13 protein-coding genes are annotated in these 14,090 nt (G+C 71.8%); 9 read left to right on the top strand and 4 right to left on the bottom strand.

Annotated features, from left to right (window positions below):
• Positions 1-199 precede the first annotated feature (199 nt).
• Positions 200-754 (bottom strand): hypothetical protein, encoded by a 555-nt coding sequence (locus tag EAD89_RS14055; RefSeq protein WP_121676007.1) that lies wholly within the window; start codon positions 752-754, stop codon positions 200-202.
• A 1,361-nt stretch (positions 755-2,115) separates the two neighbouring features.
• Here EAD89_RS14055 and EAD89_RS14050 point away from each other — a divergent pair.
• The 3 genes from EAD89_RS14050 to EAD89_RS14040 all read left to right on the top strand — a co-directional run bounded on the left by EAD89_RS14050 (position 2,116) and on the right by EAD89_RS14040 (position 5,029).
• Positions 2,116-2,457 carry a hypothetical protein gene (locus EAD89_RS14050; protein ID WP_121656804.1) on the top strand — a complete coding sequence of 114 codons (342 nt, stop codon included), beginning with the start codon at positions 2,116-2,118 and terminating at the stop codon, positions 2,455-2,457.
• On the top strand, positions 2,454-3,113 hold the full coding sequence (locus EAD89_RS14045; RefSeq protein WP_121676006.1) for a nucleotidyl transferase AbiEii/AbiGii toxin family protein: 660 nt from the start codon (positions 2,454-2,456) through the stop codon (positions 3,111-3,113). Before EAD89_RS14050 ends, EAD89_RS14045 begins: the two co-directional genes overlap by 4 nt.
• 125 nt (positions 3,114-3,238) lie before the next feature.
• A complete protein-coding gene (locus EAD89_RS14040; protein WP_121676005.1) occupies positions 3,239-5,029 on the top strand; it encodes a bifunctional UDP-sugar hydrolase/5'-nucleotidase in 1,791 nt (596 codons plus the stop codon).
• Between the two features lie 78 nt (positions 5,030-5,107).
• On the opposite strand, the gene EAD89_RS30750 is transcribed toward EAD89_RS14040, so the two are convergent.
• Positions 5,108-5,281 (bottom strand): hypothetical protein, encoded by a 174-nt coding sequence (locus EAD89_RS30750; RefSeq protein ID WP_199733504.1) that lies wholly within the window; start codon positions 5,279-5,281, stop codon positions 5,108-5,110.
• A 115-nt stretch (positions 5,282-5,396) separates the two neighbouring features.
• Positions 5,397-6,551, bottom strand: coding sequence for a geranylgeranyl reductase family protein (locus tag EAD89_RS14035; RefSeq protein WP_121676004.1), 1,155 nt, complete (start codon positions 6,549-6,551; stop codon positions 5,397-5,399).
• 157 nt (positions 6,552-6,708) lie between these two features.
• On the opposite strand from EAD89_RS14035, the gene EAD89_RS14030 reads away from it, so the two are divergent.
• Together EAD89_RS14030 and EAD89_RS14025 are read left to right on the top strand one after the other, a co-directional pair.
• A complete protein-coding gene (locus tag EAD89_RS14030) occupies positions 6,709-6,945 on the top strand; it encodes a hypothetical protein (RefSeq protein WP_121656798.1) in 237 nt (78 codons plus the stop codon).
• A gap of 84 nt (positions 6,946-7,029) precedes the next feature.
• Positions 7,030-8,472: an MFS transporter gene (locus tag EAD89_RS14025; protein ID WP_121676003.1), complete on the top strand. Its 1,443-nt coding sequence runs from the start codon at positions 7,030-7,032 to the stop codon at positions 8,470-8,472.
• Positions 8,473-8,597: 125 nt separating this feature from the next.
• Here EAD89_RS14025 and EAD89_RS14020 read toward each other — a convergent pair whose 3' ends face one another.
• Positions 8,598-9,152, bottom strand: coding sequence for a hypothetical protein (locus tag EAD89_RS14020; protein WP_121676002.1), 555 nt, complete (start codon positions 9,150-9,152; stop codon positions 8,598-8,600).
• Positions 9,153-10,150: 998 nt separating this feature from the next.
• Here EAD89_RS14020 and EAD89_RS14015 point away from each other — a divergent pair.
• From EAD89_RS14015 to mshC, 4 genes are all read left to right on the top strand, one after another.
• Entirely contained in the window at positions 10,151-10,864 is a 714-nt protein-coding gene (locus tag EAD89_RS14015) for an MSMEG_4193 family putative phosphomutase (RefSeq protein WP_121652212.1), read from the top strand.
• 181 nt (positions 10,865-11,045) lie between these two features.
• Positions 11,046-11,624, top strand: a complete 579-nt coding sequence (locus tag EAD89_RS14010; protein ID WP_121652213.1) for a DUF3090 domain-containing protein — start codon at positions 11,046-11,048, stop codon at positions 11,622-11,624.
• Positions 11,621-12,439: an SCO1664 family protein gene (locus EAD89_RS14005; RefSeq protein ID WP_121676001.1), complete on the top strand. Its 819-nt coding sequence runs from the start codon at positions 11,621-11,623 to the stop codon at positions 12,437-12,439. The genes EAD89_RS14010 and EAD89_RS14005 overlap by 4 nt, the downstream gene beginning before the upstream one ends.
• Positions 12,440-12,505: 66 nt before the next feature.
• The gene (mshC, locus tag EAD89_RS14000) at positions 12,506-13,744 is read left to right on the top strand and encodes a cysteine--1-D-myo-inosityl 2-amino-2-deoxy-alpha-D-glucopyranoside ligase (RefSeq protein WP_121676000.1); all 1,239 of its coding nucleotides are present in this window, start codon (positions 12,506-12,508) and stop codon (positions 13,742-13,744) included.
• The last annotated feature ends 346 nt before the right edge of the window (positions 13,745-14,090 follow it).

Raw genomic sequence — 14,090 nt, 5'->3', positions numbered from 1 at the left:
GGCTCCAGCCGAACGGTGTTCCGCGAAGGCAATATTAGGTGAGGCCCGGGGACACTGAGTCACACCGACACTGTCCACAACCAGCCGACGACCCGCGTCATTCCCGGGCCACCGGTGGTCGCGGTTGCAAGCCTATGACGTACGCCGCTGGCCGGCACCCCGAGATGGGATGCCGGCCAGTCTGCTGTGGTGCGGTGGGTCAGCTGTTCCAGTGCTGGGCGACCAGGTCGGCAGCCTGCTGCTCCCACTGGGCGTAGGCATCCGGGTACGCCGAGACCTGCACGGTCTGCGCGGCGTCGGTCAACGCCATGTCCTGCCACCCGTCGACCTGCTTGAGGCCCTTGAGGAACGCGGTCGTGGAGTACTCGGGGTCGGTGATCTGCTCCGGCGTGCCCCAACCCGAGCTCGGGCGCTGCTGGAACAGGCCCAGCGAGTCATGGTCGTTCATGTCGCCGAGGTGGCCCAGGTTCTCCAGCTTCGACTCCTGCAGGCTCGTGGCGATCGAGATCACCGCGGCCCGCTCCGGCAGGCCGGCCTTCTTCGTCGCGGCGATGATCGCCTTGACGTTCGCGGTCTGCTCGTCGTTCAGGTCGATGTGCGACTGCGGGCCCTGCGCCTTGACCGTCTGCACCGCAACGGCAACCGGCTTGCCCTCGACCGGGGCGGCGTGCGCGGCGATCGGACCGGCGAACACACCACCGGCGAACGCGAGACCAGCAACGGACAGCACGCTCTTACGAATGATCGTGTTCATGAGGGTTGGCTCCTTCACGGGGGTAGACACCACACGCGCCCTTGTTCCGGGGGGAACGGCACGCAGGGTGCAAGCACCTCGTCCGGCGCTCTCCTACACGGGGAAAAGTCTTGAAGGTCGGCGGCCTACGGGCGGGGGCTCGTGGCGCCGGGTCCATGTGTAACGACCGCCGGGCCGGGGTCATTCCGGGATCGGCCCGTTCATCGGCACCCCTTGGAAGCCGGGTGTTGGTGCGGTCGGTCGGGTCTGCAACGACCGCCGGGCCGGGGTCATTCCGGGGTCGGCCCGTTCATCGGCACCTCGTGTGAGGGGGTGCTGGTGCGGTCGGTCGGGGGTCTGCAACGACCGCGGCCTGGCCGGCATTCCAAACCCGGGAGGCCCCGGGGGTGCGCGCCGTGCTCCTGCGATCGTCAGGGTGTGTAACGACCCCGGGCCGGCCACGATTCCAGCCCACGGGCGCACCCGGTCACAGGCCAGACCACCCCAGACCGGACATCCGGCGACACCACACCACGGTCCCGTCGCCGAACCAGCCGCTCCCCGGGGTTGGTCAACTCCGTATCCCCGACATCGGGGCATCCTCGGCGCCCGGACACCGCAACATCGCCGATACCGAGTCGATCACCCCCAGCCCAGGCCAACCGGGGCGAAGGTCACCTGTCCGACGCCATACCTCACAGGCATATTTATGACTCACAGGTATATCGCCAACGACCACACCAGCCCCCAACGGCAGACGCGACCACCGGCGAGTCGGCAACCCGCCCCCGGCGTCGGAGCACGCGACACCGCACCGCCGGCCGGTCCGGCAGTGCGCCGCCGATCGGCACGCCGCGGCGATTCGGTGTGTCAGCCCGTCGGGCGTCGTACCGCGCGAACCTCGCGAACCTCGCGCACGGGGGCGGCGGACCCGTACGGGAGAAACACGGCCTGCCATGCCTCCAGACAACTGGGCGGCCTCACTGCGGCCAGGACACCGGCGCGGCCCGGCAGGCCCGGCAGGGCCAGACGGCGGGCAGGGTGCCGACACGGGAGTGCGTCGGGGGTGACCCGCTGCCTGCCCGACCCCGTCCCCGCGCCGGGGATCGGCGGACGGCGACCACCGACGGGGTGGGGCCCGCCGTGCCCGGCGCAGGGATCAAGCCTGACCGCCCGGAGCCGGGCACGGCGGGCCCCACCCCACCCACGACGCAGCGCGACAAAAGCAGCGAAAGCAGCGCGACTTAAGAGGAACACGCAAAGCAGAACCGAACCAACCACAGAAACCGCCAAGCCAGACGCACCCCGTAACAAACCCAGGCCGCAACAGCGGAGGGAACGTCGTGAGGGACACCAGCACCGACGAGCGTTACCCTGACACCATGCAGGCCGTCTCCCCCACCGCGACCGGCGTGGCCTTCCTGGCCCGCCCGGGTCGTCCTGCCGTGGTGGCGCGGACGCTCGTCGAGCTGGCGGGCCCCACCCGAGGCGTGGTGGAGCTACCGGTACGGCTGATGTGGAACGCCGAGCGCACCTTCGATCTCGGCGATCCCGACCAGCTGCTCTGGATGTACGAGAACGTGCTGCGGGAGACCACCAGCGCCGAAGATCTGCGCGTCCTGATCAACGGACGGACGCTGCGCCGGGTGTGGCGGCTGCTGAACCTGCCCCGCGGCGTACGCCAGGCGTGGGAGAGCCGGCACCGGGGCCTGCGCGCGGCGTGACCGCACCGCACCTGCACGAGTTCTACCGCGAGGTGGCGCGGGTGGCGCTCGCCGCAGCCGGGCCGCACCGGTTCGTGTTGGGCGGCGGGGTGGCCTGGGCCGCGCACGGGCTGGTCGCCCGCCCCACCGAGGACGTGGACCTCTTCGCCGACGTGGAGGGGGCCGCCGCGGCTGCGTCCGCCGGGGTACGCGTGGCGCTGGAGCGGGCCGGCTTCACGGTGACCGACGCCGACCCGGACAGCGACCTCGCCGACCTGTTCGACGGGTACGGGCGGGACATGAAGGACTTCGTGGTGAGCCGCGACGGGCGGCAGATCCGCCTCAGCCTGGCCCGGCTGGACCGGCAGCAGAGCCCGGTGGTGATGGACCTCGGCCCGGTGATGGACGTCCGTGACCTGGTCGCCAACAAGATCGCGGCGTTGGTCAACCGGCGGGAGGTTCGTGACTTCATCGACGTGGCGGCGGCTCTGGAGCACTACGACGTGACCGAGCTGTTGGTGCTGGCCCGGCAGGTCGACCCCGCACTGGACCCGGCGGATGTGCGGGCCGCCGGGCGGTACCTGGACCGGCTGCCCGACCAGCGCTTCGCCCGCTACGGCCTGGGCTCTGCCGACGTCGCCCGGGTTCGGGAGCGCCTGGCCACCTGGCCGCGCTGATCCGGTTCGCCGAGCGGGACCGTCTGCGGCGGGAACGACGGGGCTGCCGTGGCAGGAGTGAGCTCTGGTGGTTATGGTGCGCGAGGCGCCCACGAGGCGCGTCCAACCCCATGGAAAGGCACGTCATGACCTCTCCCTCCGGCCCGTCGCGTCGCCAGGTGCTCGCCGCCGCGGCCGCGGCGGCGACCGCCCCGCTGATCGCCGCCGCGCCCGCGCAGGCGGCCGGCGCGGCCCGGTCACGCACCTGGGACCTCACCCTCCTGGGCACGTCGGACACCCACGGCAACGTCTACAACTGGGACTACTACCGGGACGCCGAGTACGACGACAGCAAGCAGAACGACATCGGCGTCGCGAAGCTGGCGACCCTGATCAACCAGATCCGTCGGGAGCGCCGCGGCAAGGCGACGCTGGTGCTCGACGCCGGCGACACCATCCAGGGCACCCCGCTGGCCACGTACTACGCCAAGCAGGAGCCGATCACCGCCACCGGGGAGAAGCACCCGATGGCCCGCGCCATGAACGTCATCGACTACGACGCGGTGACGCTGGGCAACCACGAGTTCAACTACGGGCTGCCGCTGCTGGACCTGTGGATCCGCCAGCTCGGGTTCCCGGCGCTCGCCGCGAACGCCGTCAACGCGAAGACCGGTAAGCCGGCCTTCCTGCCGTACGTCATCAAGAAGGTCTCCCTCGGTTTCGCCGCGCCGACCCTGCGGGTCGGCATCCTGGGGCTGACCAACCCCGGTGTGGCGATCTGGGACAAGGGCAACGTCGAGGGCAAGCTGCGCTTCGACGACATGATCGCGACGGCGGCGAAGTGGGTGCCGATCATGCGGGCCCGCGGCGCCGACCTCGTGCTGATCTCCGCGCACGGCGGCGACAGCGGCACCTCCAGCTACGGCCCGGAGCTGCCGAACGAGAACCCGGTGGCGCTGATCGCCCAGCAGGTGCCGGGGATCGACGCGATCCTCTTCGGTCACGCCCACAACGAGGTGGTCGAGCGGTTTGTCACCAACGAGCGGACCGGCGCGCAGGTGCTGCTGTCCGAGCCGTCGAAGTGGGGCCAGCGGCTGACCCGGATGGACTTCACCCTCACCCGCGAGCGCGGCCGGTGGACGATCACCAAGAAGGCCGCCACCATGCTGAACACCAACACGGTGGTCGAGGACCCGAAGGTGCTCGCCGCCGTGCGGGCCCAACACCAGAAGACCATCGCGTACGTCAACCAGGTGGTCGCGCAGTCCACGGTGGAGTTGTCGGCGGCGGAGTCGCGCTACAAGGACACGCCGATCCTGGACTTCATCAACCACGTGCAGACCGAGGTGGTCGGCGCGGCGCTGGCCGGCACCGCGTACGCGGACCTGCCGGTGCTGTCGATCGCGGCGCCCTTCAGCCGGACCGCGGTCTTCCCCGCCGGCGACGTCAAGATCCGCGACGTGGCGGGGCTGTACGTGTACGACAACACCCTCGAGGCGGTCGTGCTCAGCGGCGCCGAGGTCCGCGCGTACCTGGAGTACTCGGCGAAGTATTTCCGCACCCTCGCGCCGGGCGCCCCGGTTGACCCGGAGCAGATCAGCGACCCGGCGGTGCCGGACTACAACTACGACGTCTTCTCCGGCCTGGACTACGACATCGACATCTCCAAGCCGGTCGGCCAGCGCATCACGCGGCTGGTGCTGCCGGGCACCGACACCCCGGTGGCGGACACCGTGCAGTTCGTGGTGGCGGTGAACAACTACCGGCGCAGCGGCGGCGGCAACTTCCCCGGCATCGTGAAGTCCCAGGTCTACAACGCGCAGCAGGAGATCCGCCAGCTGCTCATCGACTGGGCGCAGGCCAAGGGGACGATCGACCCGGCCGACTTCTTCCAGCCCAACTGGCGGCTGGTGCGCGAGGGCGTACCGGTCTTCTGACCGGGCGCGCCGGTCGGCGAACCGGTACGCACCGCGAGCGGGCCGTGGGTGGCGACACCCGCGGCCCGTTCCGCGTTCTCAGCCCTGCACGTTCCAGCGGATCGGGTCTTCGGCCCTCTCCGGGCGGTCGCGCGCCGGATCGGTCTCGGTCAGCTCGACGCGCTCCTCGGGGCGGACGGCGGCCGGCAGCTCCCCGAACCGGATGTGGCGCAGGAACTCGTACTCGTCATCGGTGAACGGCTGCTCGGCCATCGGCGCACCTCCTGCTCCCCGTCATTGTGTGGCGGTCGGAGCGGCCCGCACCAGCAGTCCGGTCGGTGCGATTTCCCTGCCGTTCGGGTGCGGCCGTCACCACCTCTACGGCATCCTAGGATCCTGGGTGAATGAGGGGGCGGCGAGGGGCGGGTAGCCGGTCCAGCACCGCGAGCGCCGCCCGGATGGACCGGCGCGCCAGCATCTCGTCGAAGCTCGCCCGGCCCTGACAGAACTGGACGAACATCCGCCACCCCGGCGGGGTCGCCAACAGGGCGTGGAACGCCTCCGGACGGCGGGTGAACAGGTCGAGCAGGCGGTACCCCGCCCGCATCGAGGGCACCAGGCGCTCGGCCACCGCCCGCTCGTACCCGGCCAGGTCGCCGTCGGCTACCGCCGCCCCGGCCAGCTCGCCGGAGCGCAGCGCGAAGCTGATGCCCTCCCGGCTCCACGGCTCCAGCAGCCCGGCCGCGTCCCCCACGACCAGCACCCGGCCGTGCCGCAACGGCGAATCATCGGTACGGCAGCGGGTCAGGTGCCCCGAGTCGTGCTCCGCCGGCAGCCCACTCAGGCCCAACCGGTCGACGAACCGCCGCAGGTAGTCCCGGGTGCCCTCCCCCGCGCCCCGACCCGCGATCACACCGACCGTCAACCTGTCGCCCTTCGGAAACACCCAGGCGTACGAGCCCGGCATCGAGCCCCAGTCCAGCAGCAGCCGCCCCCGCCAACGCTCCTGCTCCACCGGGGGCACCGGCACCTCCAGCTCCAGCCCCAGATCCACCTGCCGGTACTGCACTCCCACATGCCGGGCGGTGACCCCCGAGGAGCCGTCCGCGCCGATCACCGCCCGAGCCGCGAGCGCCGTACCGTCGGCCAGCCGCAGGCGTACCCCCTCCGGGTCCTGCTCGATGGCGCGGACCGCGGCCCGCTCCCGCATTTGGGCGCCGGCGGCGACCGCCGCCGCGCGCAGCCGGTCGTCGAACTCCTCGCGGCGCACCATGGTCACCACCGGACTGCCGTGCCGGCGGGTGAACTCACGGCGGCCGTCGCGGGTGAACGTCACCCGGGTCACCCGGTCGTGCGCGGGCACGTCGATCCGATCCCGTACGGCGGCCAGTGAGGTGCCGATCAGGCCACCGCCGCAGGTCTTGTAACGCGGATGCTCAGCCCGCTCGACAACCAGGGTGCGCACGCCGGCGCTGGCGGCGGCGTGTGCCGCGGAGAGGCCGGCGGGGCCGGCGCCGACGACGACGAGATCCCAGACGATCACGGGTGCAGCCTAGGGCACCGCCCGTGAGCCGGGCCGACCGCCGCGCGTCCCGCGGGCCGCGCCGACCGCCCGATCGGGTGGGCATCTTCGGTCACGCAGGGGGTAACCGGCGCAACGCAACCGTCTGCGTAGAGGCGGACGAGCGAAGGAGGATGTCATGCAGCAGGTGCAACTGTCTGAGGTCGAGCAACGGGTGTACCAGGCGGTCACCGCACTCGAAGCGCGCGGCCAGGTGCCGTACCCGGACATGATCGCCGAAGAGTCCGGGCTGGCCCAGGAGCAGTTGGACGCGCCGCTGCACCTGCTCACCGAGAAGGGTCTGCTGCACCGCGAGGACTCACCCATGGCGGGCCTCGACTTCGGTCCCCGGTTCTGCGCCCGCCAGATGGCGTGACCCGCGGCGCGGCCCTCGACGGTTCGCCCCCCGGTGACCGGGGTAGCGGTCAGGGATGATGATCGACGGTCAACGGGGGGCACGATGACAGCGGCGCGCTCGCCGCAGCCGGTCGACGCGGCGGAGAACCGGCGACGCTGGCAGGCCGTGGGCGTCGGGCTGGTCGCCGCGTTCATGACGCTGCTGGACGTGAGCATCGTCAACGTCGCCGTCCCGTCCCTCGACCGCGCGCTGCACGCCTCCCCGAGCGACCTGCAGTGGGTTCTCTCGGGGTACGCGCTCACCTTCGGCCTGGTGCTGGTGCCGGCCGGCCGCTTCGGCGATGCCCGTGGCCGGCGCAACGCGTTCGTCTTCGGCATCGCGCTGTTCACCGTGACCAGCGCGCTCGCCGGTCTGGCCACCTCCCCGGCGTGGCTGGTCACCGCCCGCCTGCTTCAGGGCGCGGCCGCCGGCGTGGTCAACCCCCAGGTGATCGGGCTGATCCAGCAACTGTTCCGGGGGCCGGAACGGGCCCGCCCGTTCGGAGTGCTCGGCGCCACCATCGGCATCTCCACCGCCGTCGGGCCGCTGCTCGGCGGTCTGCTCATCGCGATCGGCGGCGAGGAGCACGGGTGGCGGTGGGTCTTCTTCGTCAACGTGCCGGTCGGCATCGTCGCGGCGATCCTCGGCTGGCGCCTGCTGCCCGGCCGCCCCGAGGGCCAGCCGGACCGGCGCCGACTCGACCCGGTCGGCGTACTGCTGCTCGGCGTGGGTGTGGTGCTGATCCTGCTGCCACTGGTGCAGGAGCAGCAGTGGCGGACCCCGTGGAAGTGGGCGCTCATCCCGGCCGGCCTGGCCGTGCTGGTCGCCTTCGGGCTCTGGGAGCGGTGGTACGCGCGGCACCGCGAACCGTTGTTCGACCTGCGGTTGTTCACCTTCCAGTCGTACACCCTGGGGTCGCTCATCGCGCTGGTCTACTTCGGCGGCTTCACCGCGATCTTCTTCATCTTCACCCTCTTTCTGCAGAACGGCCTCGGCTACAGCGCGCTCGTCGCCGGCCTCGCGATCACGCCGTTCGCCCTCGGTTCCGCGGCAGCGTCCGCACTGGGTGGTCGCATCGTGAACCGCTTCGGCCGGCCGCTGGTCGCCATCGGCCTGCTCGGCGTGGTGATCGGGCTGGCCGCGACGGTGGTCGCGCTGCGCCTCGCGCCGGACGCTCCGGCGCCCTGGGTGACCGCCGGTCCGCTGCTCGTCGCGGGCATCGGCAGCGGCCTGGTGATCGCGCCCAATCAGACCCTCACGCTCGCCCAGGTGCCGGTACCCCAGGCGGGCAGCGGCGCCGGCATGCTCCAGACCGGTCAGCGGATCGGGGCCGCCGCCGGCATCGCCGCCGTCGGCTCGATGTTCTTCTCGTCGCTGGCCGACAACCACGGCAACTGGACCACGGCCTTCGAAGCGTCACTCATCCTGGCCACCGGGATCATCGCGCTCGCGCTGATCGCCGCGCTGATCGACATTCTGCGCACACGCAACCACACCAAGGACTGACAACCCGAGAGGTACGCGAGCAGGAGCCCGATCACCGCGACGCGGACATGCCGCTGGCCGGCACCCCGGGTTCGGGGTGCCGGCCAGCGGTCGGTCGGTGTCACGCGGTGCTGTGGTGTGGTGGGTCAGCTGTTCCAGTGCTGGGCGACCAGGTCGGCAGCCTGCTGCTCCCACTGGGCGTAGGCATCCGGGTACGCCGAGACCTGCACGGTCTGCGCGGCGTCGGTCAACGCCATGTCCTGCCATCCGTCGATCTGCTTGAGGCCCTTGAGGAACGCGGTGGTGGAGTACTCCGGATCGGTGATCTGCTCCGGCGTACCCCAACCACTGGAGGGACGCTGCTGGAACAGGCCCAGCGAGTCGTGGTCGTTGCGGTCGCCGAGGTGGCCCAGGTTCTCCAGCTTCGACTCCTGCAGGCTCGTGGCGATCGAGATCACCGCGGCCCGCTCCGGCAGACCAGCCTTCTTCGTCGCGGCGATGATCGCCTTGACGTTCGCGGTCTGCTCGTCGTTGAGGTCGATGTGCGACTGGGCGCCCTGCGCCTTGACCGTCTGCACCGCAACGGCAACCGGCTTGCCCTCGACCGGGGCGGCGTGCGCGGCGATCGGACCGGCGAACACACCACCGGCGAACGCGAGACCAGCAACGGACAGCACGCTCTTACGAATGATCGTGTTCATGAGGGTTGCTCCTTCACGGGGTAGACACCCCACACGCGCCCTTGTTCCGGGGGGAACGGCACGTGGGGTGCAAGCACCTCGTCCGGCGCTCTCATACACGGGGAAAGTCTTGAAGGTCGGCGGCCTACGGGCGGGGGGCTCGTGGCGCCGGGTCCATGTGTAACGACCACCGGGCCGGGGTCATTCCGGGATCGGCCCATACATCGGCACCCCGTGCATTCCTGGCGCGGTCGATCGGGGGTCTGCAACGACCGCGCACCCGCCGGCATTCCAACCCGGGCCTCGCTGTCATCCCAGCCCCGAGGGGTGGGGTGGTGAGGCGGTGCTGCGATCGTCAGGGTGTGTAACGACCCCGGGCCCGCCACGATTCCAGCCGCCGGGTGCACCCGGCCACCGTCAAACGACCCCATACCGGACAGGCGGACCAAGCTCGCGGGTCGGCGCAGCGTCGGATGGGCCGGTTTGCGGGTTGATCGACTCGGTATCGCCGATATCGGGGCATCCGCACGCCCTGGACACCGCGACATCGCCGATATCGAGTCGATCAACCCCGAAGACGCGCTCCCCGGGCGATCCCGGGGCGAGGTCCTCAACGAGCCCGATACCTCAGAGGCATATTTATGACTCAGAGGTATACCGCTCACCACAGCCACCACCCGCGAGGGCGGCCCGGACCGCTGCCGGATCGAACTAACCCGCTGCCGGATCGAACAACCCGCTGCCGGATCGAACAACCCGCCGCCGGATTGAACAACCCGCCGCCGGATCGAACAACCCGGCGGCGATCCGCAGCACCGCCGGTCAAAACCCGCGGCAGATCGAACAACCCGCCCGGGGATCCGCAGCACCGCCGGTCAAGCCCGAGCCGGATTCCGTCAGCGGCGGCCAAATCCACCGCAGCGAGCCAGCAAGGACACACTTCCTCCCGCAACCCGCCGACATCCGGCCAGCCCCACCCGGGAGCCCGCGACGATCAAAGGCCTGGAACAGGTCATAGGGTGGTCCCCGTGGCGACCCTTCTGCTTCTGCGACACGGCCGGACCACCGCGAACGCGGACGGTGGGCTGGCCGGCCGCCAGCCCGTCGAGTTGGACGAGACGGGCCGGGCCCAGGCGACCGCGGTGGGCGAGCGGCTGCGGGGGGTGCCGCTCGCGGCGGTCGTGACCAGTCCGCTGATCCGCTGCCGGCAGACCCTGGAGCTGGCGCTTCCGCAGGCCGCTCCGGTGGTCGAGGAGGGGTTGATCGAGTGCGACTACGGCAGCTGGGAGGGGCAGCCGCTGAAGAAGCTCGCCAAGGAGCCGCTCTGGCCGGCGGTGCAGCAGCATCCCAGCTCGGTGATCTTCCCGGACGGGGAGGCGATGGCCGCGATGGCGGCGCGTGCGGTCGCGGCGGTGCGCTCGTGGGACGCCCGGGTGAGCGCCGAACACGGGCCCGAGGCGGTCTGGCTGGCCTGCAGCCACGGTGATGTGATCAAGGCCATCGTGGCGGACGCGCTCGGCGTACACCTGGATCTTTTTCAGCGGATCGTGGCCGACCCGGCGTCGGTGACGGCGATCCGGTACACGCCGTTGCGGCCGTTCCTGGTCCGGCTCAACGACACCGGCGGCGACCTCGCCGCCCTGGTACCGCCGCCGCGCAAGCGGCGTCGGCGGGCGACCCGTGCGGGTGATTCCGACGCGGCCGTCGGCGGCGGCGCAGGTGCGTCACGATGACCGGGCCGACGCCCCCGCCCGCCGACCGCGTCGGCGGACGCCGGGTGACGACGGCGCCGGCAGGGGACCAGAGGGCCGCCACGCCCGGGTGCAGCCACCGTTACGCCGGGCGCGCCGCCGCCTGGGCGATTCGGGTCGGTGGGGTGCGCGATGCCATGGCGGGCCGGATAGGGTCGTGGGTATGACCCACCAGGTGCACGCCTTCGAGCCGCCGGAGCGGTTCGTCGCCGGGACCGTCGGCCCGCCGGGAGAGCGCACGTTCTTCCTGCAGGCTCGTGGCGGCGGCCGGCTGGTCAGCGTCGCGCTGGAGAAGGTCCAGGTGTCCCTGCTCGCCGAGAAGCTGGAGGAGCTGCTCACCGAGGCGCAGCGGCGCTTCGGCGTGGACCTGCCCGAGCTGGCGCCGGTGGTGGGCGACAACGAGCCGCTGGACACTCCGGTCGACGAGGAGTTCCGGGTCGGGACCCTCGGGCTGGCCTTCGACGTGGACACCGCGACCGTGGTGATCGAAGCGATTGCCGCCGGCGAGGTGGAAGCCGAGGTCGAGCTGGGCGACGAGGTCGACGAGGACGACGACGAGGACGACGAGCCGGACGAGGACCTGGACCGGCTCCGGGTCCGGCTCACCCCGCAGGCGACCCGCCAGTTCATCGAGCGGGCCCGGCGCGTGGTGAACGCCGGCCGGCCGCCGTGCCCGCTGTGCGGCCAGCCGTTGGACCCCGCCGGGCACCTCTGCCCGCGGCACAACGGTTACCACCGGTGACGTCGTCCGGCCTCCAGCCCCGCCAGGACGGCGACGCCGCGCTGCGGCTGTTGCGTGACGGCGCGCTCGACCTCGAAGGGCGGCTCGTCGACGCGTCGAACACCACCCTGCGTGGCATCCTGACGCTGGACGACCTCTCCGCGCGCTGCGTCTACAAGCCGGTTCGGGGCGAGCGCCCGCTCTGGGACTTTCCGGACGGCACCCTCGCGGGCCGGGAGGTCTCGGCGTACCTGGTCTCCCGGGCCACCGGCTGGGACCTGGTGCCGCCCACCGTGCTGCGGGACGGCCCGTTCGGTCCGGGCTCCTGCCAGCTCTGGATCGACGAGCCGGAGGACGCCGAGCCGCTGGTGGGGTTCGTGCCCGCCGAGGAGCTGCCGCCGCGCTGGTTCCCGATCGCGGCCGCCCGTGACGACGACGGCGTCGCGTACGCGCTGGCACATGCCGACGACCCGCGGCTGGCCCGGCTCGCGGTGCTCGACGCGGTGATCAACAACGCCGACCGCAAGGGTGGCCACGTGCTGGTCGGCGCCGACGACCGGATCTACGGCGTGGACCACGGGGTGAGTTTCCACGTCGAGGACAAGCTGCGGACGGTGCTCTGGGGATGGGCCGGGAAGCAGCTGCCTCCGGACGCCGTGGAGATGCTCGACGGGCTCGCCGGCCAGGTCGCCGGGGCGCTCGGCGCGGAGCTGGCCGACCACCTGACGATCAGCGAGATCGCCGAGCTGTCCGCGCGGATCGACGTGTTGCGGCGGACCGGGCGGTTCCCGCAGCCGTCCGAGGACTGGCCGGCGGTGCCCTGGCCACCCATGTGATCCACTGTCATTTTGATCACCCGTGGGGCGGCCCGGGGCGGTCGTGGGGCTGGCTAGGCTGAGGCCATGGAGTCTTGGGCGGGACACGAGGTGCCACGGCTGCCGGGCAGGGGCAAGCCGTTGGCGTTGTACGACTCGGCGCGGCAGGGTGTCCACCCGAGTGAGCCGGCCGACGCGGGGAGCATGTACGTCTGCGGCATCACCCCGTACGACGCCACACACCTCGGCCACGCCGCCACCATGATCACCTTCGACCTGGTGCAGCGGGTGTGGCGCGACGCCGGCCGTCCGGTGCGGTACGTGCAGAACGTCACCGACATCGACGACCCGCTGCTGGAGCGTGCCGCCCGTGACGGCGAGGACTGGGTGGTCCTGGCGATGCGGGAGACGGCGCTGTTCCGGGAGGACATGGAGGCGCTGCGGATCATCCCGCCGGAGCACTACGTGGGCGCGGTCGAGTCGATCCCGGACATCGCCGACAAGGTCGAGGTGCTGCTCAAGGACGGGGCCGCGTACCGGCTCGACGACGGCACCGGCGACGTCTACTTCGACATCTCCGCCACCGGCCGGTTCGGCTACGAGTCGAACCTGACCCGGGAGCAGATGCTGGAGATCTTCCCGGAGCGCGGCGGCGACCCCGACCGGGCCGGCAAGCGCGACCCGCTCGACCCGCTGCTGTGGCGCGGCGCCCGCGAGGGCGAGCCGTCCTGGCCCGGTGGCGAGCTGGGCGAGGGCCGCCCGGGTTGGCACATCGAGTGCGCTGTGATCGCGCTGAACCTGCTCGGCGATCGGATCGACGTGCAGGGCGGCGGCAACGACCTGCTGTTCCCGCACCACGAGGCGTCCGCCGCGCACGCCGAGCGGCTCACCGGCCAGGCGCCGTTCGCCGAGCACTACGTGCACGCCGGGATGATCGGCCTGGACGGCGAGAAGATGTCGAAGTCCCGCGGCAACCTGGTCTTCGTCTCCCGGCTGCGCGCCGACAAGGTCGACCCGATGGCGATCCGGCTGGCGCTGATCTCCGGGCACTACCGCAGCGACCGCACGTGGACCGACGAGCTGCTGACCGCCGCTCAGGAGCGGCTGGCCCGCTGGCGCCGGGCCGCCGCCGCGCCCGCCGGGCCGTCCGGGGCCGAACTGCTGGCCGGGGTACGCGAGCGCCTCGCCGACGACCTCGACACCCCCGGCGCCCTGGCCGTGGCCGACCGCTGGGCCGACGCCGCTCTGTCGGGCGCGACGGACGACCCGGAGGCCCCGGCCCTCTTCGCCACCACCGTGGACGCCCTGCTCGGCATCCGCCTCTAGCAGCCCGCGCGGCCGGTCCGGCCGGTCGGGGTGACCCGACCGGCCGGACCTCTCCGGCGTGCCGCCTGCCGTGTGCCCGGCGCGTCCGGCGTGCCGTGCCCCCGGCACGTGCCGTGCCGTGCGTAGGCGCGTCCGGCGTGCCGTGCCGTGCGCCCCGCGCGTGCCGTGCCGTGCGCCCGCGCGTGCCGAGCCGCCCGCGCGCGGTTTGATCGACTCGGTTTTCCGGACATCGCGGTGTCCCGGCCGGTGCGACGCACCGGTTTCCGGGAATCCGAGTTGATCACGGTCCCGACCCCGTGAGCCGTTAGCCCAGGACCAGGCCGGGGTCGGGGGTCGGGTCCTGGGC

It is taken from the genome of Micromonospora sp. BL4 (genome assembly GCF_003667505.1).
In the GTDB taxonomy this organism is placed as follows: Bacteria; Actinomycetota; Actinomycetes; order Mycobacteriales; family Micromonosporaceae; genus Micromonospora.
This window is presented reverse-complemented; position numbering and strand designations above follow the sequence as displayed.

Excerpts from the sequence above, each read along its gene's own strand:
- mshC (WP_121676000.1), top strand. The coding sequence starts at position 12,506 with ATGGAGTCTTGGGCGGGACACGAGGTGCCACGGCTGCCGGGCAGGGGC.
- EAD89_RS14055 (WP_121676007.1), bottom strand. The coding sequence starts at position 754 with ATGAACACGATCATTCGTAAGAGCGTGCTGTCCGTTGCTGGTCTCGCG.
- EAD89_RS14040 (WP_121676005.1), top strand. The coding sequence starts at position 3,239 with ATGACCTCTCCCTCCGGCCCGTCGCGTCGCCAGGTGCTCGCCGCCGCG.
- EAD89_RS14020 (WP_121676002.1), bottom strand. The coding sequence starts at position 9,152 with ATGAACACGATCATTCGTAAGAGCGTGCTGTCCGTTGCTGGTCTCGCG.
- EAD89_RS14050 (WP_121656804.1), top strand. The coding sequence starts at position 2,116 with ATGCAGGCCGTCTCCCCCACCGCGACCGGCGTGGCCTTCCTGGCCCGC.
- EAD89_RS14030 (WP_121656798.1), top strand. The coding sequence starts at position 6,709 with ATGCAGCAGGTGCAACTGTCTGAGGTCGAGCAACGGGTGTACCAGGCG.
- EAD89_RS14010 (WP_121652213.1), top strand. The coding sequence starts at position 11,046 with ATGACCCACCAGGTGCACGCCTTCGAGCCGCCGGAGCGGTTCGTCGCC.
- EAD89_RS30750 (WP_199733504.1), bottom strand. The coding sequence starts at position 5,281 with ATGGCCGAGCAGCCGTTCACCGATGACGAGTACGAGTTCCTGCGCCAC.
- EAD89_RS14025 (WP_121676003.1), top strand. The coding sequence starts at position 7,030 with ATGACAGCGGCGCGCTCGCCGCAGCCGGTCGACGCGGCGGAGAACCGG.